The organism is Algibacter sp. YIN40, assembly GCF_057219435.1.
The window spans coordinates 140,137-160,534 of record NZ_JBXVVC010000003.1; the positions used below are offsets into that span (position 1 = coordinate 140,137).

General features: G+C 33.7%; 16 protein-coding genes. 12 read left to right on the forward strand and 4 right to left on the reverse strand.

The annotated features are described in order from the left end of the window. Window position 1: 1 nt before the first annotated feature. The 4 genes from purL to AC2D6V_RS11445 form a co-directional block, all read right to left on the reverse strand. Window positions 2–3,658, reverse strand: a complete 3,657-nt coding sequence (purL, locus tag AC2D6V_RS11430) for a phosphoribosylformylglycinamidine synthase (RefSeq protein WP_484648329.1) — start codon at window positions 3,656–3,658, stop codon at window positions 2–4. A gap of 136 nt (window positions 3,659–3,794) precedes the next feature. After that, complete coding sequence (locus AC2D6V_RS11435; protein WP_484648330.1) at window positions 3,795–5,930, reverse strand: endonuclease; 2,136 nt, start codon at window positions 5,928–5,930, stop codon at window positions 3,795–3,797. A gap of 52 nt (window positions 5,931–5,982) precedes the next feature. Next, window positions 5,983–7,065: an endonuclease gene (locus AC2D6V_RS11440; protein ID WP_484648331.1), complete on the reverse strand. Its 1,083-nt coding sequence runs from the start codon at window positions 7,063–7,065 to the stop codon at window positions 5,983–5,985. Window positions 7,066–7,074: 9 nt separating this feature from the next. Next, window positions 7,075–8,289, reverse strand: a complete 1,215-nt coding sequence (locus tag AC2D6V_RS11445; RefSeq protein WP_484648332.1) for an RsmB/NOP family class I SAM-dependent RNA methyltransferase — start codon at window positions 8,287–8,289, stop codon at window positions 7,075–7,077. Between the two features lie 111 nt (window positions 8,290–8,400). Here AC2D6V_RS11445 and AC2D6V_RS11450 point away from each other — a divergent pair, with 111 nt between their 5' ends. The 12 genes from AC2D6V_RS11450 to AC2D6V_RS11505 all read left to right on the forward strand — a co-directional run bounded on the left by AC2D6V_RS11450 (window position 8,401) and on the right by AC2D6V_RS11505 (window position 20,288). After that, entirely contained in the window at window positions 8,401–9,729 is a 1,329-nt protein-coding gene (locus AC2D6V_RS11450; RefSeq protein ID WP_484648333.1) for a sulfatase-like hydrolase/transferase, read from the forward strand. A 17-nt stretch (window positions 9,730–9,746) separates the two neighbouring features. Then, window positions 9,747–10,517: a YHYH protein gene (locus tag AC2D6V_RS11455; protein ID WP_484648334.1), complete on the forward strand. Its 771-nt coding sequence runs from the start codon at window positions 9,747–9,749 to the stop codon at window positions 10,515–10,517. After that, complete coding sequence (locus AC2D6V_RS11460) at window positions 10,518–11,084, forward strand: toxin-antitoxin system YwqK family antitoxin (protein ID WP_484648335.1); 567 nt, start codon at window positions 10,518–10,520, stop codon at window positions 11,082–11,084. Continuing rightward, a complete protein-coding gene (locus AC2D6V_RS11465; protein WP_484648336.1) occupies window positions 11,071–11,808 on the forward strand; it encodes an SCO family protein in 738 nt (245 codons plus the stop codon). Before AC2D6V_RS11460 ends, AC2D6V_RS11465 begins: the two co-directional genes overlap by 14 nt. Window positions 11,809–11,883: 75 nt before the next feature. Continuing rightward, window positions 11,884–12,945: a WD40/YVTN/BNR-like repeat-containing protein gene (locus tag AC2D6V_RS11470; RefSeq protein ID WP_484648337.1), complete on the forward strand. Its 1,062-nt coding sequence runs from the start codon at window positions 11,884–11,886 to the stop codon at window positions 12,943–12,945. Window positions 12,946–13,063: 118 nt separating this feature from the next. Beyond that, window positions 13,064–13,612, forward strand: a complete 549-nt coding sequence (locus AC2D6V_RS11475) for a nucleotide exchange factor GrpE (RefSeq protein ID WP_484648338.1) — start codon at window positions 13,064–13,066, stop codon at window positions 13,610–13,612. Window positions 13,613–13,621: 9 nt separating this feature from the next. Beyond that, window positions 13,622–14,740, forward strand: a complete 1,119-nt coding sequence (gene dnaJ / locus AC2D6V_RS11480) for a molecular chaperone DnaJ (protein WP_484648339.1) — start codon at window positions 13,622–13,624, stop codon at window positions 14,738–14,740. 275 nt (window positions 14,741–15,015) lie between these two features. Next, window positions 15,016–15,942 carry an ABC transporter ATP-binding protein gene (locus AC2D6V_RS11485; protein ID WP_484648340.1) on the forward strand — a complete coding sequence of 309 codons (927 nt, stop codon included), beginning with the start codon at window positions 15,016–15,018 and terminating at the stop codon, window positions 15,940–15,942. Between the two features lie 3 nt (window positions 15,943–15,945). Then, entirely contained in the window at window positions 15,946–17,259 is a 1,314-nt protein-coding gene (locus AC2D6V_RS11490) for an ABC transporter permease (protein ID WP_484648341.1), read from the forward strand. Window position 17,260: 1 nt separating this feature from the next. After that, entirely contained in the window at window positions 17,261–18,193 is a 933-nt protein-coding gene (locus tag AC2D6V_RS11495) for a mechanosensitive ion channel family protein (RefSeq protein ID WP_484648342.1), read from the forward strand. 43 nt (window positions 18,194–18,236) lie between these two features. Then, window positions 18,237–19,121, forward strand: coding sequence for a DUF6268 family outer membrane beta-barrel protein (locus AC2D6V_RS11500; protein WP_484648343.1), 885 nt, complete (start codon window positions 18,237–18,239; stop codon window positions 19,119–19,121). A gap of 3 nt (window positions 19,122–19,124) precedes the next feature. After that, entirely contained in the window at window positions 19,125–20,288 is a 1,164-nt protein-coding gene (locus tag AC2D6V_RS11505; protein WP_484648344.1) for a sigma-54-dependent transcriptional regulator, read from the forward strand. Window positions 20,289–20,398 lie beyond the last annotated feature (110 nt).

Below are 20,398 nucleotides of genomic sequence, written 5' to 3' on the forward strand. Positions count from 1 at the left end.
ATTAAATATTTTCAACCCATTGTCTAGCATTCACAAAAGCTTCGAGCCAAGGAGAAACTTCGTCTTTTCTGCCTTTAGGGTAGTTGGCCCAATTCCATTGAAAAGTGGAACGCTCTATATGCGGCATTGTTACTAAATGTCTTCCCGTTTTATCGCACATCATAGCGGTGTTGAAATCAGAACCATTCGGGTTATGTGGATAGCCTTCATAACCATATTTAGCAACGATATGATATTTATCTTCACTATAAGGTAAATTAAATTTTCCTTCTCCATGTGAAATCCAAACACCTAAAGTAGTTCCAGCTAGTGTTGATAGCATAATCGAATTATTATCTTGAATTTTTACTGAAGTAAATGAACTCTCGTGTTTATGAGAATCGTTATAAGTGAGCTTACCATGAATGTTATGGTCTGGATTAATTTCCTCTAATTCCATGAATAACTGGCATCCGTTACAGATACCAACAGATAATGTGTCTTCTCTGTGAAAGAAATTTTGAATGGCCTTATTAGCTTTTTCGTTGTATTTAATAGCACCCGCCCATCCTTTGGCAGAGCCTAAAACATCTGAGTTGCTAAAACCACCAACAGCTCCTAAGAATTGAATGTCTTCTAAAGTTTCACGACCAGAAATTAAATCAGTCATGTGAACATCCTTTACATCAAAACCTGCTAAATACATAGCGTTTGCCATTTCGCGTTCAGAGTTACTCCCTTTTTCGCGTAGAATAGCGGCTTTAGGTCTTTTAATTCCAACTTCAGGGAATTTACCAGTAAAATGTTCTGGGAATGTATATTGTAAAGGTTGATTTTTATAATTGTTAAATCTTTCTTCAGCTAAATTATCCGCTGTTTGTTTTTGATCTAATAAGAATGATGTTTTGTACCAAACATCTCTTAAGCGAGAAACGGTCATGGTGAATACTTCCGTTTGGTTAATCACACTTAAATTATCACTTTCAGTAACTTTTCCAATATTAAAGAATTCAATTTTGGCATTAGATAAGGTATTTTCAATTGAAGCATCTTTTGCTTGAATAACAATTCCAGCATTTTCAGCAAATAAGATTTTAAACGAATCTTTTTCGTTTAAAGCCGATAGGTCTAATTCAGCACCTAAATTGTTATCGGCAAAACACAACTCTAAAAGCGTGGTGACTAATCCACCAGATGCCACATCATGTCCCGCTATAATTTGTTCATTTCTTATTAAGTCTTGAATAGTATTGAAAACGTTTTTAACATACCTTGCATCTTTAACATTAGGAGCATCATTTCCAATTTTGTTCAGAATCTGTGCAAATGAGCTTCCACCTAATTTAAAGTTATCTTGAGATAAGTTGATGTAATAAATATCCCCACCATTTTTATTAAAAACAGGCTCAACAACTTTAGAAATATTATTACAATTGGCTGCAGCGGATATAATAACTGTACCCGGAGATATCACATCCTCATTAGGATATTTCTGTTTCATTGAAAGCGAATCTTTCCCTGTTGGCACATTGATACCTAAATCAATGCTGAATTCTGAAATGGCTTTAACCGCTTCATATAAACGGGCATCCTCACCTTCATTTTTACAAGGCCACATCCAGTTTGCAGATAAGGAAACCGAGCGTAAGCCATCTTTTAAAGGTGCCCAAATAATATTGGTTAAAGCTTCGGTAATAGAGTTTCTACTCCCTGCCACAGGATTAATTAATCCAGAAATAGGTGAGTGCCCTATAGAAGTAGCAATACCTTCTTTACCTTTATAATCCAACGCCATTACACCAACATTATTCAATGGTAATTGTAAAGGCCCAGCGCATTGTTGTTTGGCTACTTTGCCACCAACACAACGGTCTACTTTGTTTGTTAACCAATCTTTACAGGCAACGGCTTCAAGTTGTAATACTTGGTCTAAGTATTTGTAAAAATCATCTGCCTTATAAGTAACATCGGCATAATTTCTTTCAACCGTATTGTCTGTCATGATGGTTTTTGGAGAGCTTCCAAACATATCTTCCATGGCTAAATCCATTGGCTTATTACCTTTGGTTTTAGATTGGAACGTAAATCTATCATCACCAGTAACATCACCAACAGTATACATTGGTGAACGTTCACGGTCTGCTATTTTATGCAGAGTTTCAAGGTGTTCTTCACTAATGACCAATCCCATTCGTTCTTGAGATTCGTTACCAATAATTTCTTTATCAGATAGGGTAGGATCCCCAACTGGTAATGCATCTAAATCTATTTTTCCACCTGTATCTTCAACCAATTCAGATAAACAATTTAAATGCCCACCAGCGCCGTGATCGTGAATTGATACTATAAAGTTTTCTTCGCTTTCTACCATTCCTCGAATGGCATTTGCAGCACGTTTTTGCATTTCTGGGTTAGAACGTTGTACGGCGTTTAATTCAATGCCAGTAGCAAATGCACCAGTATCAGCTGATGATACCGCAGCACCACCCATACCAATACGGTAATTTTCACCACCAAGAATAACAATTTTATCGCCAGTTTTTGGCGTGTCTTTTAAAGCTTGGTCTGCTTTTCCATAACCAATACCTCCAGCTTGCATAATTACTTTGTCGAAACCAAGTTTACGCGCTTCCTCTTCATGCTCAAAAGTTAATACCGAACCACAAATTAATGGCTGCCCGAATTTGTTTCCAAAGTCTGAAGCTCCGTTAGAGGCTTTAATTAAAATATCCATTGGCGTTTGGTATAACCAATCGCGTTCTAAAACGCGATGTTCCCAAGGACGACTTTCTTCTAAACGCGAATATGAGGTCATATAAACCGCAGTTCCTGCTAATGGAAGTGATCCTTTCCCACCCGCAAGTCTATCTCTAATTTCTCCACCCGAACCTGTTGCAGCACCATTAAAAGGCTCAACGGTTGTTGGGAAATTATGTGTTTCCGCTTTAAGTGAAATTACGGATTCATAATCTTCGGTTGTATAGTAATCAGGAATATCAGCACGTTTTGGTGCAAACTGTTCTACTTTTGGGCCTTTAATAAAAGCCACATTATCTTTATATGCCGAAACTATATCGTTAGGATGTTGCTTCGATGTTTCTTTAATTAATTTGAATAACGAGGTTGGTTTTTCTTCACCATCAATCACAAACGTCCCGTTAAAAATTTTATGCCTACAATGCTCAGAGTTCACTTGTGAAAACCCAAACACTTCAGAGTCCGTTAGTGGTCTTCCAATTTTCTCAGAAACACCTTCTAAATACTCAACCTCCTCATCGCTTAGCGATAAGCCTTCTTGCGTATTATAAGCCGCAATATCTTGAATATTTAAAATGGGTTCGGGCTCAATATCAATGGTAAAACTCTCTTGATTTAAACCTTTAAATTTTTCAGAAATCATAGGATCAAAATCTTTGAAATCTTTTGAAACAGCTTTAAACTCTTCAATTCTAATAACATCAGAAACTCCCATGTTTTGAGTAATCTCAACCGCATTAGTACTCCATGGTGTAATCATAGCGGCACGTGGACCAACAAAAAAAGAATCCAATGATGCTTGCTCTATTTTAGGTTGGTTGTCAAAAAGCCATGTTAATTTTGAGATTGTTTTGGTAGATAATTCTTTTGTTGTTTGAACAGCAAAGACTTTGCTATTTACGTTTCCAAAGAAATGAATCATTATGTATTTATTTGTTTGTTTAAAGAAAGTGCAAATTTACTTCTTTTTAATGGAATTTGTAGTAAATGCAATGTCGAAAAGTAGGAGTTATTCACTAGGTTTTAAACATATAAGAATCGAATTAAGTCGATTGCTTTTATTGTTTTATTATTTTTTTTGTAATACTCCTACCGTTGTTGTTGATTTTAATTATATAAATACCTCTTGCTAATGATGAAATATCTAATTTCGGATTGGAAGTTGTGATATTAGATTGAAGCAGTTTTTTACCAAAAATATTAAATATTTCAACACTTATACCTTCACTGTTCTTGACAAAAATATAATCTAATTTTGTAGGGTTAGGGAAAATTAAAATACTATTCTTATTAAATATTGAAGTATTTAATGTGGTCGAATGCATGCCTAAATCATCTACTGTATCTTGAGCGAATGACGTCCATTCATTTAGAAAATCGTAAGCAGTATTTGGTTGCACAACTGATGGTTTTCTTCGTAATGTTACATTTTGAGCGAAATTGCTACTTCCGCCATCAAAAACACCAATAATATCTATTAAATCGTCGTTTTTAAATAATCCAACAGGATCATTACCATTAAAATTTAATGGCTCTCCATAATTAGTGTCAACATTATTTGGAACTATTATATCTGCCTGATTTATAATAGTTGAATTTATAGCACTGCCGTTAATAATAACTACAACATCTCCTGAATTTAAATTACCAGATAGATCAAATTTTGTTGACCATGAGCCAGCTCCATTTCCTTGTCGTCTTAAATTATAAGCAGATAAATCTATAGTGTTACCCGTGACATTTGCTATTTCTAAGGCTTTATTGTTTGAGCTTCCTTCTATATATTCTGAGATGAACAATTCTTCGGCACCTCCTGTTCCACCATCCGTGGTCATAGCGTTTATAGGGATGCTTTGAGAAGATTTATTGTCTGCAGCATCTTTAGCTAATACAGTGACGGAATAATTTGTTGATGCCGTTAAGCCATTGGCTGTATATGTTGCATCTGCGGTTGTAGCATTAAAGCTTCCATCTAAATAAATATCATAACCTGTTACTCCTGTATTGTCTCCAGAAGGATCCCAAGTAATTTTGAAAGAAGTGTCAGTTTCGTTACTTATTATAATATTAATTGGAATAGTTGGAGCTTCAGTATCCTGCAGAGTAGAACTCACAAGATTAGTGCTTAGTGCTGATGCGTTTTCTGCTATATCTTTGGCTAAAACAGTCAAACTATAAGAAGTATTAGATGCTAAATTTGATATTGTAAAATTAGTATTGGATGTTGAGGTTTCAAAGTTTCCATTTACATAAATATTATAGCTGGTTACTGCTACGTTATCTGTAGAGGCATCCCAACTTAAATCGATAGAAAAAGTAGTGTTGTTTGATGCAACTAAATTCATTGGAACTGTAGGTGCTTCATTGTCTGCACTTGTATAGATTCCCCAAATATCTTCAGCATCTGGTCCGCCCCATATTCTTGTAGCTAATCTAGGGTTGTCTATAAAAGGGTTTCTGTTTCCTTGAGCATAAGTATTTGCAATATTTTCATGATAAGTATTTCTTTGCTCTTCGATGGCAGAAACAGGATCATCTGCATTCCACTGCAAAAATAAATCAATCATATTATCAGGTGTGGCTGAGCTATTTCCTATCCCAACATTTGTTGGTAAGCAACGATCCCCATATCGTAAATACATATACATTACAATTCGTGCTACATCTCCTTTCCATTCATCGCCTGGATACCAGCCCGCACTCACAGGACCAGAATCACCTGAACCTGTTATAAACAACCTATTGCTTCTAGACGAATTGCGCTGGGCATCACAAGGTCTTAAGTTGTGTGCATCGGCATATGGAGGGCCGTCTATTCCTCCTTCATCTAAATCTGGTGTTCCTAATGAATTTGAATATACGTGTTCTCTGTTCCACTGGCCAATTGATACCCCGTTGTCGTTAATTCCTCTTTCACGATCGTTTGTCTCATCTCCATCTAAACCGTTTTCGAAACCATAAATTAATAAAACCTCTGTATTATTTGATGGGTTAATATCTGTAATCTTAACAGATTCCCATATGTCTGGAGTATATAGGAGATTTTTAAAATGTGTTGTAGTTATTTTGGTTGCTAAATTTTGTCTTAGTGTTAAACCTGTTAAATTAAGATTAACGTCGTCATAATAACTTTGTTGACCTAGCAAAACAAAAGAGAGAAGGGATAAAAAGTAAAAAAGAAGTTGTTTTTTCATTTTTTTATGAATCTAAATATACCATATTAAATTCAAATTAACTTATAATTGGTTATTGTTTAATTAGTTTTTTGGTAATGCTTCCCTCAGCAGATTTTAGTTTTACTAAGTAGATGCCTTTGGCAAGGTTTGAGATGTTTACGCTATTATTTGTTTTATCAAGGTTCTTGATAAGAATCTCGTTGCCTAAAACATTGTAAATGACAACTTCTAAGTTTTGAGTTGCAGAAAAGTAAACAAAATTATCTTTTACTGGATTAGGATACATTTTGTAAGTTATATTTTCAATGAATTTTGTTGAAAGTAAATTACCCCAAATAGATTGAACATAACTTGGGTTATCTATAAATGGATTTCTGTTATCTTGATGTTTAAAAATTTCTTCGTTCCTAGTTCTTTCTTTGTCACTTACTTCATCGCTAATATGCCAATCATATAGCATATCTAAAGCCCATTGTTCAAATACCTGATAACTAGAGCCGTCAAGCATACTATTTCCATTAGGGTTTTCTGTTTCCCATCCGGATATTTCGTCTTGATATCTTACAGCAATATAAAATAAGCCTCGAGCGATATCACCTTTATACATGTCAATTGGTTCAAAAACATCATCAGTTGGGCCAGAAATAATACTGGAACCTAATTTAGATCCATTTGAGGAGGGGTTTCCTGTTGTAATATTAACTTCTCCGTAGGCAAAATTACCTCTAAGTGAATTTATGGTTTTATCAGTAGGAATTATATGGTAAGCATCTGCTTGCATTGGGTGATTACTTATGTTTCCAAACCAGCTTCTTGGAAATGTATGTTCTCTATTATATTTTTCGCATTCACCAGATACAGATCCTCCAGTATCTTGATCTGTTACAAAGGTAAAGTCACAATTGCTATACATATCCCAAACCTTACCATCATTTCTAATATCTGATGTTTGATATAATGTCCATAAATTTGAATATGTTACACTAGTATCATGAAAAGGTTGCCCATTTAAATCATTAACCTCGTCAATAATTAAATGAAGAGCAGTCTTTAAATCAGTACCGGTTTTTCCATTAGCATTATTATAATAGCCATTAGGAACTTGAGCAAATCCAAATGATGCTATAAAAAAAAGAAAGTAAAAATGTTTCATACTCTAAGATTAATTTTTTCGTTCCAAAAGAGCCATATAAAACCCATCAAATCCTTTTTCGTGGGCTAATATTTTTTTGTCCTTTACAAATATAAAATCTTTTCCTGATTCTGATTTCAAGAAATTATCAACCTGATTTTGATTTTCTGATGGTAAAACTGAACAGGTAGCATATACTAATTTACCGCCAGGTTTCACCATTCTTGAATATTGCTGCAATACTTCTTGTTGCGTAACTCTAATACGGTCTAAGAACTCAGGTTCTAATTTCCATTTGGCATCTGGGTTTCTACGTAAAACACCTAAGCCAGAGCATGGGGCGTCTATTAAAACACGGTCGGCTTTATTATATAATTTTTTAATAGCTTTAGTAGATTCAATGACGCGGTTTTCAATGTTATGAGCACCATTTCGTTTTGCACGGCGTTTTAGTTCGTTCAATTTATTTTCATAAATATCCATAGCAATAATTTGACCTTTATTTTCCATTAAAGCCGCTAAATGCAATGTTTTTCCCCCTGCACCGGCACAGGCATCTACCACACGCATACCTGGTTCTACATTTAAAAATTCAGCCACTAGTTGCGATGATGCATCTTGAACTTCAAAATAACCATTTTTAAAAGCTTCTGTTTGAAATACATTGGCACGCTCTCTTAGTTTTAATGCACTCGGATGGTTATCTAAAAATTCTGTTTCAATATCTAAATTGAATAATTCGGCTTGTAATTTCTCTTTAGTAGTTTTAAGCGTATTTACTCTTAAAATAACATCTGCCTGTTCGTTTAAAGCTTCAATTTCCTTACTCCATACGTCTTTCCCTAGTTCTTTTATACCAATATCGTCCATCCAATCAGGAATAGATTCCTTAAATTTTCTAGTTTTTGAAAGCTCATCATATTTGCCTTTTATACGTCGTAATGGCGTCCCTTCAAAATATTTCCAATCGGGTAATTTAATACCTTTTAAGGTTGCCCAAACAGCAAACATGCGCCATAGGTTTTCTCTGTCAAATGGTTCTTTAACTTCAGCAATTTCTGCATACAAACGCTTCCATCTAACTATGTCATAAGTAGTTTCGGCTACAAAGCCTCTGTCCCGTGAGCCCCATCGTTTATCTCGTTTTAATAGTTGTTGTATAACCTTATCGGCATACTTGCCTTCGTTAAAAATTAAGGTTAAACCATCAATAACCGCAAAGCATAAATTTCTGTGTAATCGCATGTTGTTTTTATCAATCTGCAAATGTAGTTATAATGTTTATTAATATGAATAGAATGCACCCAATTAAACCTTTCTGCTTTTATGATGTCTAAAACCAAATTGCTATACCAAATGAAACTATTCTATTCAAAACTACTATTTCTATTTGTTGTCCTTTCTGGATGTAGTAATGCTCAAGACGTTGATGTTGTTAATCAGGAAGAAGAGGAACAGGAGAATACAATTTCACAACCAAATATATTACTAGTAATTGCTGATGATATGGGGCTAGATGCTACACCCGGTTATGATATAGCAGGGATTAAACCAAGTATGCCCAATTTAGAGTCACTTATGAGCAACGGTATTAAGTTTAATAACTTTTGGTCTTATCCATTATGTACACCAACACGAGCAAGCATCCTCACCGGTAAATATGGATTTAGAACAAACGTAACAAATGTTGGGCAGAATTTATCAAGTACGGAACAGTCTATACAAAGCTATTTAGATAATATGAATTCTGGATATAGCCATGCAGTAATAGGTAAATGGCATTTATCTGGGGATATTAATCACCCTAATGCTATTGGTGTTGATGACTATTCAGGAGTTTTAGGTGGAGGTGTACAATCTTACTGGAATTGGAATTTGGTAGAAAATATGCAAAGTTCTAGTTCAACAGAATATACCACTACAAAGTTTACAGATTTAGCAATTAATTGGATAGGAAGTCAAAATCAACCTTGGTTTTTGTGGTTGGCTTATAATGCGCCACATACCCCTTTTCATTTGCCACCAAGTGAATTACATTCACAAGGTGTTTTGCCTGAAGATCAATCAAGTATAGATATAAATCCTTTACCATATTACTTAGCTATGATAGAAGCTATGGATTCTGAAATGGGAAGACTAATAAACTCTATGAGTCAAGAAGAAAGAGGTAATACAGTTATTATTTTTATTGGAGATAATGGTACACCTAATCAGGTAGCCCAAACATATTCAAATCGACGTGTAAAAGGAAGTATTTATCAAGGAGGTATTAATGTACCTATGATAATTTCAGGAAAAAACATAGAGCGCCTAGGAGTAGAGGAAGATGCGCTTCTTAGCACTACAGACTTGTTTGCGACCATATCGGGAATAGCGGGTTCTAATAATACTGAAATAAATGATAGTAAGAATTTTAAATCTATGTTTAATGGATCTGGAGTCACTGTTAGAGATTATGTTTATAGTGAAATAGGTGATGATATAAATAATCTGGACTATACCATTAGAAATAACGACTACAAACTGATGAAATTTAATAATGGTAATGAAGCTCTTTATCATTTAGCTGAAGATCCTTTTGAATCAATTAATTTATTAATTGCTAATCGGCTTCCTTTATCTGAAGAGGCTCAGGTGGCAAAAGATGCCTTAGAAGCCGAAGTTATAAACATTAAAAACCAATAATATAAAACCCAAATACTATGAAATATTTAAAATACACTTTAAGGTTCGGCTTGCTTTTCTTATTAATTCTTACAGCATGTTCTAGTGGAGATGATTCAACTTCAGGACAAGAGCAAGAAGAAGTAAATACAGATACTAATTACGATACTAGTAATATACTTTCGAAATTTGATGGAACCGGCTTATCTTATGAAGTTAACGGGAATACGGTTACGTTTACTACGGCAGATTTGCCAAATCATACAAGTCCTTACTGGGATACTAGTAATCCGTTGTATGAAGCTTATAATGGGACTAATGCTAATTGGAATCAAAACCCAGGTTCAATAGGCACACAAAATATTGTATTTACTATAACATTAAACCCAGAAGAAGCAACTAATAAAGAGGCTACTCCTATGGGGCCCATTGGCATTTCTAGAAATGGAGTTATATTTTTTAATCAATATGCAGCAGGTGGGTCTCCTTTAACAGGCGAGATTAACTCATTCGATCAATGGTTAGGCCATCCAGCTATGACAACCTACCATTATCATGTAGAACCTACTTATTTAACTCAAGAATTTGGAGTTGACGCATTTTTAGGGTTATTGTCAGATGGATTTCCGGTTTATGGACCTGTTGAAAATGGAGAAACTATAACAAATAGTGATTTAGATGCTTATCATGGGCATACTTCAGTAACACCAGATTTTCCAGAGGGCATTTATCATTACCACATTACAAGCGAGGATCCTTATTTAAATGGAAACGGCTTTTTTGGAACACCAGGAAATATATCTCGATAGTTGAAATTTAGAATTATACATATCGCTTCCATTTTAGTTTTGATGCTTTCTTGTAATGATTCATCAAATAGTATTGTAGAGAATACAGATTCAAGATTAAGATTAGCAAATGGTGTTTTGTTATATAATGAATTACCTTTTTCTGGCAAAGTAATTTCAAATTACACTTCAATGCAATTAAAATATGAAATTCAATATGCAAAAGGCAGGAAAAATGGTTTAGAAAAAAAATGGTCACAAAATGGAAATGTAATTGAAAAGCGTTCATACACCAATGGTTTTAAATCAGGCATACATAAAGCCTGTTGGCCAGATGGAACACCAAAATTCGAATATTACTTTAATGAGCGAGGAGAGTTTCATGGAACAGTTAAAGAATGGACGCAATCGGGTTTGTTATATATGAGTTTTAATTACGCTAATGGAAAAGAAGAAGGTCGCCAACGTTTATGGAAATTAGACGGAAGTATTAAAGCTAATTATGAAGTAGTTGATGGAGAACGTTTCGGTCTCATAGGGTTAAAAAAATGTTACACTATAACTGTTAATGAAGATGAAATTGAATAATAAAACGTATCACGCCGATTATATTTCAGCTCCCAAGATCGATATGATGTCATTTCGAGTGATTCAGATTTTAAGAGGAATTGTATCGAGAAATCTTTTTTTAAGGGCATTATTACTTTTAAGCTTCTTATCATGTAAAAATCAATCAAAAGATACTACTGTTTCAGAAATTACAAAATTGCCCTATTTCAATTCCCCAGATTTCACACCTGAATGGGAAATACCAACACATAAAATACCTGAATTTTCGTTTATAAATCAAAATGGTGAAATTGTAAATAATGCTACTTATACAGGACAAATCTATATAGCGGATTTCTTCTTCACTAGTTGTCCTGGTATCTGCCCAAAACTCACTAAGAATATGGCAAGTTTGCAAGAGGAATATAAAAGTGATAATATTATTAAGTTGCTGTCACATACTGTAATGCCTTGGAAAGATTCAATTACTGTTTTAAAAGAATATGCGAAAAGAAATGGAGTAAATGATGAAAAATGGAATCTTGTTACTGGCAATAAAGATGCGCTTTATAATATTGCCAGAACAGGTTATTTTGCCGATGAAGATTTTATAAAAACCCAAGATGATAGCAATTTTATCCACACTGAGAATTTTATTTTAGTAGATAAAAAAGGTTATATACGAGGCGTATATAATGGCACTTTAGAGGTTGATGTATTGAGATTAAAAAGACACATCGATATTCTCAGAAAAGAAATTTGATTCGATTAATGGTTTTTGATGAAAAGCTTCACGATTGTTCATGAAGCTTTTTTACTTTTATGGAAATTTAAAATTATGAAGCAAATCGTTCAGGTAATTATAATCTGTACTTTTATTTTTTCTTGTAAAGAGAAAACTAAATATTTACCTAGAAATATTTCTAAAGTAGAAATTAAAACACATTCTTTAGATTCCTCTTTAAGTATTCGAGCTTTAGATATCAATAAAGAGGATAAAGTTTTTTTTCTAACATCGAATGGTTTTGGCGGTGTTATTTATAATAGTGAATATGACAAAGAAACAAATGTGATCTACCCAATTCCTATGGCGCACGATAGTGTGAAAAATAATTTCAGAGCTGTCAGTTCTACTAGAAAAAATGGTTTTGCTCTTACTATAGGGACGCCTGCAAGGTTATATAAAATGAAGAATGATGAAAAAGTAATTGTCTACGAAGAAACTCACCCTAAAGCCTTTTACGACTCTATGGATTTTTGGAATGACCAAGAAGGTATTGCTATTGGAGACCCAACAGATGATTGCCTGAGCATCATCATCACTAGAGATGGTGGTAATACATGGAATAAACTATTATGTGATGATTTACCCAAGGCAAAAGAAGGAGAAGCTGCATTTGCAGCAAGTGACACAAATATTGCTATTGTTAACGATCATACTTGGGTAGCAACAGGTGGTAAGGCAAGTAGAGTTTTATATTCTCCAGATAAAGGTGAAACTTGGAAAGTATTTGAAACACCTATAGTCCAAGGCAAAGAAACAACCGGTATGTATTCCATCGATTTTTATAATGAAAAAATTGGCTTTGCTATTGGAGGTGATTATACGCAACCAGATACCAATAGTGTTAATAAAATTAGAACTACCAATGGCGGTAAAACATGGGAGTTAGTAGCCCAAAACCAAAACCCAGGATATAGAAGTTGTGTTCAATTTGTGCCTAATGGCAAAGGAAAGGAACTCGTAGCATTGGGTTTTAATGGTATAGATTATTCCAACGATTTTGGAGCTTCATGGAAACACTTAAGTGATGAAGGCTTTTATACTATTCGATTTTTAAACGATTCGATTGCTTATGCTGCGGGAAAAGGACGCATCTCAAAATTGATGTTTAAATAATATTAAAAAATCTACATAAATATTTACTCTAAAATATTTTAGTGACATTATGACATTTTTATAATATTGGCAGTACTTTTGCCAACTCAAATAATGTATTGCACAAATTAAGTTTAGCATGAGTAAGAAAAGTAAAAAAGATATAGTAGAAGAACAGGTTGCTAATGCAGAAACCGAAACGGTTGAGGTAGAAGAGCAAGTTGTTGAAGAACAAACGATTGAAGAAAAACTTCAAGCCGAGGTGAAACAGGAAAAAGATAAGTTTTTAAGGCTTTTTGCAGAGTTTGAAAACTATAAAAAGCGTACGGCCAGAGAGCGCATAGAATTATTTTCTACCGCAAGTGAAGATGTTATGAAAACATTGTTGCCAATTCTTGACGATTTTGAGCGTGCATTGACGCATATTGAAGAGGATAAAGAAGCTGAAGAATTACGCAAAGGTGTTTTACTTATTTATCAAAAGTTGGTTAATAATTTAGAACAAAAAGGTTTAAAGGTAATGACTGTGGAAAAAGGAAGTGCTTTTGATGCAGATAATCATGAAGCAATAACTCAAATTCCTGCACCAAGTGACGATTTAAAAGGAAAAATTATTGATGTTGTTGAAAAAGGGTATACCCTTGGAGATAAAATTATTCGCTTTCCAAAAGTTGTTATTGGGCAATAAAATATACAGATGGCAAAAAGAGATTATTACGAAATATTAGGGATTAGCAAAGGCGCTAGTGATTCTGAAATAAAAAAAGCTTACAGAAAAAAGGCGATTCAATTTCACCCGGATAAAAACCCAGATGATAAGGATGCAGAAGCTAAATTTAAGGAAGCAGCCGAAGCTTATGAAGTCTTAAGTGATGCCGATAAAAAAGCACGTTACGATCAGTTTGGCCACCAAGCATTTGAAAATGGCGGTGGTTTTGGTGGTGGCATGAATATGGACGACATATTCAGTCAATTCGGTGATATTTTTGGTGGCGGTTTTGGTGGCGGTGGCTTCTCTGGTTTTGGTGGCGGTGGCGGTGGTCAGCGTCGTGTAAAAGGAAGTAACTTACGTATTCGCGTAAAACTTACTTTAGAAGAAATCGCCAATGGTGTAGAGAAAAAAATAAAAGTAAAGCGTAAAATACAAGCTCCAGGTACAACATACAAAACATGTTCTACGTGTAATGGTAGCGGTCAAGTTACTAGAATAGCTAATACTATATTAGGAAGAATGCAAACATCTGCACCTTGTAATGCATGTGGTGGAGCAGGACAAACTATTGATAAAAAACCTGCCGATGCCGATGCTCAAGGCCTTAAAATAGCAGAAGAAACGGTTTCTATTAAAATACCAGCAGGTGTTGTAGATGGCATGCAACTTAAAGTATCTAGCAAAGGAAATGAAGCTCCAGGTAATGGAATTTCTGGAGATTTATTAGTTGCTATTGAAGAAATTGAGCATGATAAATTACAACGAGAAGGCGACAATTTGCATTACGATTTATATGTGAGTTATCCAGATGCTGTTTTAGGTACTTCTAAAGAAATAGATACGGTTACTGGTAAAGTGCGTATTAAAGTTGAAGCCGGTGTCCAGTCTGGGAAAATATTGCGCTTACGCGGAAAAGGTATTCCAAGTATAAACGGTTATGGAAAAGGAGATTTGTTAGTACACGTAAATGTTTGGACTCCAAAAACTTTGAATAAACAACAAAAAGATTTTTTTGAAACCATGCGTGATGACGAACATTTTTCACCTAAACCTGAAAGTTCCGATAAGTCTTTCTTCGAAAAAGTTAAGGACATGTTTTCTTAGTTAAACATCATAAAACATAGATAATCTGCCATTGAGCGGATTATTTTTTGGAATAACTTATTTAATAGTTTTGCTATTAGTATTGAAAAAAAAACTATATTTGAAGTATCACTAATTTATTTTAGTGGTAATTTTTCTTTTTCATAGCAATTTTTTTCCCATCCTTAATTAGTTTTGAGGGTGGGTTTTGTTTTTTTAAGCTTTAGTGAAAATCTTACATTAAAGTTTATTACATTTAATATATTTACACCTACTAGTTATACTAAAAAACAAGAATGAAAAACCTCTTAGATGTTAACCAGGTTTCTAAAAATTTCGGAGATTTTAAAGCTTTAAACCAAGTATCCATATCAGTTCCAAAAGGCAGTATTTTTGGCTTATTGGGACCTAATGGGGCTGGAAAAACAACTTTGATTAGAATTATTAATCAAATCACGATGCCGGATGAAGGAACTGTTCATTTGGACGGTGAATTGCTGCGAGATACCCATATAAAAGATATTGGATATTTACCAGAAGAACGAGGGTTGTATAAGTCTATGAAAGTTGGAGAACAGGCATTATATTTAGCACAATTAAAAGGGTTGACACATTCTGAAGCAAAAGCACGATTGAAATATTGGTTCGACCGTTTTGATATAGGTGATTGGTGGAATAAGAAGATTCAGGAATTGTCCAAAGGGATGGCACAAAAAATACAATTTGTTGTTACTGTGTTACACCAACCTAAATTGCTAATTTTTGATGAACCTTTCTCTGGATTTGACCCTATAAACGCTAACATTATTAAGGATGAAATCTTACGCTTGAGAGAAGAAGGGGCGACAGTTATTTTTTCAACCCATAGAATGGAATCTGTTGAGGAACTTTGTGATGATATAGCTTTAATTCATGAATCTAATAAGATTTTAGACGGTAAGCTCATTGATGTAAAAAGAAAATATAAAGCCAATACTTATGAAGTGGGTATCAGGGCAATAAATAAAGAATTGCTTCAAACTGAATTATCTCAAAAATTTGATATTTCTCAAGCTAGTTTCAAGACACTTGAAGATGAATTGAAATTAAATATTAAATTATCAGATTCAGAAAAACCAAGCGATTTACTCGGTTATTTAGGGTCTAGGGGAGAAGTATCTCACTTTGTTGAGTTAATTCCAAGTGTAAACGATATTTTTATTCAAACCGTAAAGAATCATTAATTTATGAATCATTTGCCATTAATTATTAAGCGCGAATATTTAACAAAAGTTAAAAACAAATCATTTATAGTCATGACTATTTTAAGTCCGATGATTATGATTGCACTCATAGCTGTTGTGGCTTATTTGTCTCAATTAAATAATGATAAAGTTCGTAATATTTCGGTTTTAGATGAATCCGGTTTAGTGCAAGATATATTTAAAGATTCAGAAAAAATAAAGTACGATGTATTAAAAGAAATGACTCTAGAAGATGCTAAGTTATTATCCATAAAATCAGAAAATTATGGATTGTTACATATAGCAAAAATTGAAGATTTAAATACCGTGTCGAACCATGTTAAATTTTATTCAGAAGACTCTCCTTCTATAACAGTAATTTCAGATTTGGAAGATCAATTAGAAAATAAATTAACAAACATTAATCTTAAAAATAATGGCGTTGAAGTAGGTGTAATAGAGTCATCTAAAATCAAGGTTAATATGATTCAAGAGAGTTTTGAAGGAGAAGAAACTTCGAAGATTGATAGTATTGTGAAACTTATTTTTGGTGGGGCTGCAGGTTACCTATTATTTATGTTTATAATTATTTATGGTAACATGATAATGCGCAGCGTAATTGAAGAAAAAACGAGTAGAATTATAGAAGTTATAATTTCATCGGTAAAGCCAGTACAATTAATGCTTGGTAAAATTATAGGAACTTCACTTGCTGGAATCACTCAATTTGTTATATGGATTGTTTTAGGAGGTTTACTTATGCTTATAGTATCATCAGTTCTAGGTATTGATTTTGCGCAAATGCAATCACCACAGCAAGAAATGATGCAACAGGCTGTGCAGAATCCAGAAATGGGAATGAAAGTTCAAGATATTATGATGGCTTTTTTCAATATGCCGCTAACTAATTTAATTGTAGCTTTTATATTGTTCTTCATTAGTGGTTATCTACTTTATAGTTCGTTTTATGCTGCAATTGGTGCTGCAGTAGATAATGAAACTGATACACAACAGTTTTTGCTACCCATTTTAATGCCCCTAATTTTGGCAGTATATATTGGTATTTTCACAGTAATTGAAGATCCACATGGAACTGTATCAACGGTGTTTTCGTTTATTCCGTTAACTTCTCCAGTAGTTATGCTCATGAGAATTCCGTTTGGGGTTCCCATATGGCAACAAATAGTCTCGTTGCTGTTATTGGTTGCGACTTTTATGGGGACGGTCTGGTTTGCAGCGAAAATTTATCGTGTGGGTATTTTAATGTATGGCAAAAAACCAAGCTATAAGGAATTAATTAAATGGATTAAGTACTAAAATGCAAGAGAAAATATCATATAAATTAGAAAATAAAGCAGGACAGGTTGAAGAAGTTGTTACACAAAGTTCTATGTGGGAAAAGTTCGTAGATTTTCTGGAATTCAAAATTATTGATTTTACGTATGGGGTTGGAGAAGAAGCTCACGATATTATTTTAAGAGTAAAATATGTTTTGCTTATTATATTTGTAATGTTGGCAACAACCTATGTCTTAAGATGGTTTAAGAGGCTCGTGACCAGAAATATGCCTAGCCAGGACAAAGCTAAATTTAATACGGTTTTCACCTTTGCTAGGTGGATGATTTATATCATAGTAACACTAATAGTATTCGATTCAATTGGTGTTAATGTTACAGCAATTTTCGCCGCTTCTGCTGCATTATTAATTGGAATTGGATTGGCGCTCCAAACGCTATTTCAGGATATTATTTCGGGAATTTTTATTTTAGTAGATCAATCAGTACATGTAGGAGATATTATTGAGTTAGAAGGTAAAGTAGGGCGCGTTGAAGAGATAAAATTAAGGACTACAAGGGCAACTACAATCGATAATAAAGTATTGGTTATTCCTAATCATTTATATCTAACAAACAGTCTTTATAATTGGACACAAAACGGAACAACTACTCGCGAGAGTGTTGACGTGGGAGTAGCCTATGGAAGCGATGTTCAGCTAGTTAAAAAATTATTACTTGAGGCTGCAAAAGGCAATGAATATATTTTAGATTATCCAGAACCCACAGTTTTATTTACGGACTTTGGTGAGAGTTCATTAGATTTCAAAGTAGCATTTACAATCAATGATAGTTTTAATGTGCGTTTCCCAAAAAGCGAAATTAGGTTTGAAATAGACCGATTGTTTAGAGAAAATAATGTTAGTATTCCTTTCCCTCAAAGGGATATTCATATTATCCAAAAACCAGATAACTAAAACTCTTAATAAAAATTAATTGAGTCATTATTTGAAATTGCTTGTGAATCGAAATAGCCTTAAAAAGAAATTAATTTTTGGCTTTATTCTTTTGTCAGCAGTTGTTGGAGCTCAAATAACAGACATAGCTCGTATTGAGTATTCTTTTATTCCTAAAAGTAATTCCGAAGACCAATACACAAGGTTAAGAGGTATTTTCAATTACCCTATAGAACTTAAAAAAGACACTTATTTATTGGTAGGAGCAGAGTATAATCGAGTTTTACTTAATCTTGAAGATGCTTATCCTTTTAACACAGAAAGTCTAAATAAAATACATGTTATAGATTTGAACCTAGGCTATACATTCAAATGGAATCAAGAATGGCGATTTGCAATAAAGTTTAATCCTAGAATAGCATCTACACTAACAGGTCAAATTACTGAGGATGATTTATTTATGAATGGGGCTGTGCTTTTTATTAAAGACAAAACTAAAGATGAGAATTTGAGCCACCCTTACCGATTAATATTAGGATTAACGTATAATGCGACAACGGGTTTACCTTTTCCGTTGCCATTTATTAGTTATTATAGAGAGATAAATAAAAAGTGGAGTTATAATGCAGGGATTCCTAAGTCTAATTTAAAATATACATTTAATAAAAGAAATAATTTGCAAGCCTTTGTTGGACTAGATGGCTACTTGGCTCATCTACAATCACCAACAATTGTCAACGGAGAAAATGTGGAACATATTTCGTTATCTGTAATCATTGGAGGTTTTGGGTACGAATATTGCTTTACTAAACATTTAGTAACCTATATGTATATAGGAAATACATTGAGATTAAATAATGTGTTGCGAAACCAAAGTAGAGAGGAAATTTTTAAATTAGACGATTTGAATGCGTTTTATTTAAGAACTGGAATTAAATTTAAAATATAAAATATGTCAAAAATATTAGTAATAGAAGATGAAGCTGCGATTAGACGCGTACTTGTGAAAATTTTATCAGAAGAAAATGATACTTATAAGGTAGATGAAGCAGAGGATGGTTTGTTAGGTATAGAGAAAATTAAGAAAGAAGATTTCGATTTAATTCTTTGTGATATTAAAATGCCGAAAATGGATGGCGTTGAAGTATTAGAAGCTGTAAAAAAAATAAAACCAGAAATACCAATTGTTATGATTTCTGGTCATGGTGATTTAGATACCGCAGTAAATACAATGCGTTTAGGCGCTTTTGATTATATTTCTAAACCACCAGATTTAAATCGTTTACTCAATACGGTAAGAAATGCTTTGGATAGAAAAGAATTGGTTGTTGAAAATAAAATTCTAAAGAAAAAGGTAAGTAAGAAATATGAAATGGTAGGTGAGAGTGATGCTATTTCTCAAATAAAAGACATTATAGACAAAGTAGCCCCAACAGACGCTCGTGTTTTAATTACTGGTCCAAATGGAACTGGAAAAGAGCTAGTTGCGCACTGGTTACACGAAAAGAGTGATCGTGTTAAAGGGCCTATGATTGAAGTTAACTGTGCCGCTATACCTAGCGAGTTAATAGAAAGTGAATTGTTTGGACACGTTAAAGGCGCTTTTACAAGTGCGGCTAAAGATAGAGCAGGTAAATTTGAAGCGGCGAACGGAGGTACTATTTTTTTAGATGAAATAGGTGATATGAGTTTATCAGCGCAAGCTAAAGTTTTAAGAGCATTACAGGAAAGTCGTATACAGCGTGTAGGGAGTGATAAAGACATTAAGGTGAATGTTCGTGTGGTTGCTGCAACAAATAAAGATTTAAAAAAGGAAATATCAGAAGGCAGATTTCGTGAAGATTTATACCATCGATTAGCAGTTATACTTGTTAAAGTTCCAGCTTTAAATGAAAGACGTGATGATATTCCGATGCTAATAGAGCATTTTGCTAATAAAATAGCTACAGAACAAGGTACAGCTAAAAAGACTTTTACAACAAAGGCTGTTAAGTTGCTTCAAGATTATGATTGGACTGGAAATATCCGTGAACTTCGAAATGTTATTGAGCGCTTAATTATCCTTGGTGGTAAAGAAGTAAGTGAAGAAGATGTTAAGTTGTTTGCTTCGAAATAATAATATATAGAGGCATCGATATAAGTACTTATTTTTAATTTATCAGATTGAGCTTGTCGAAATCGATATTGATTATCAATATGATAGAATATTTCGGCAAGCTGAATATG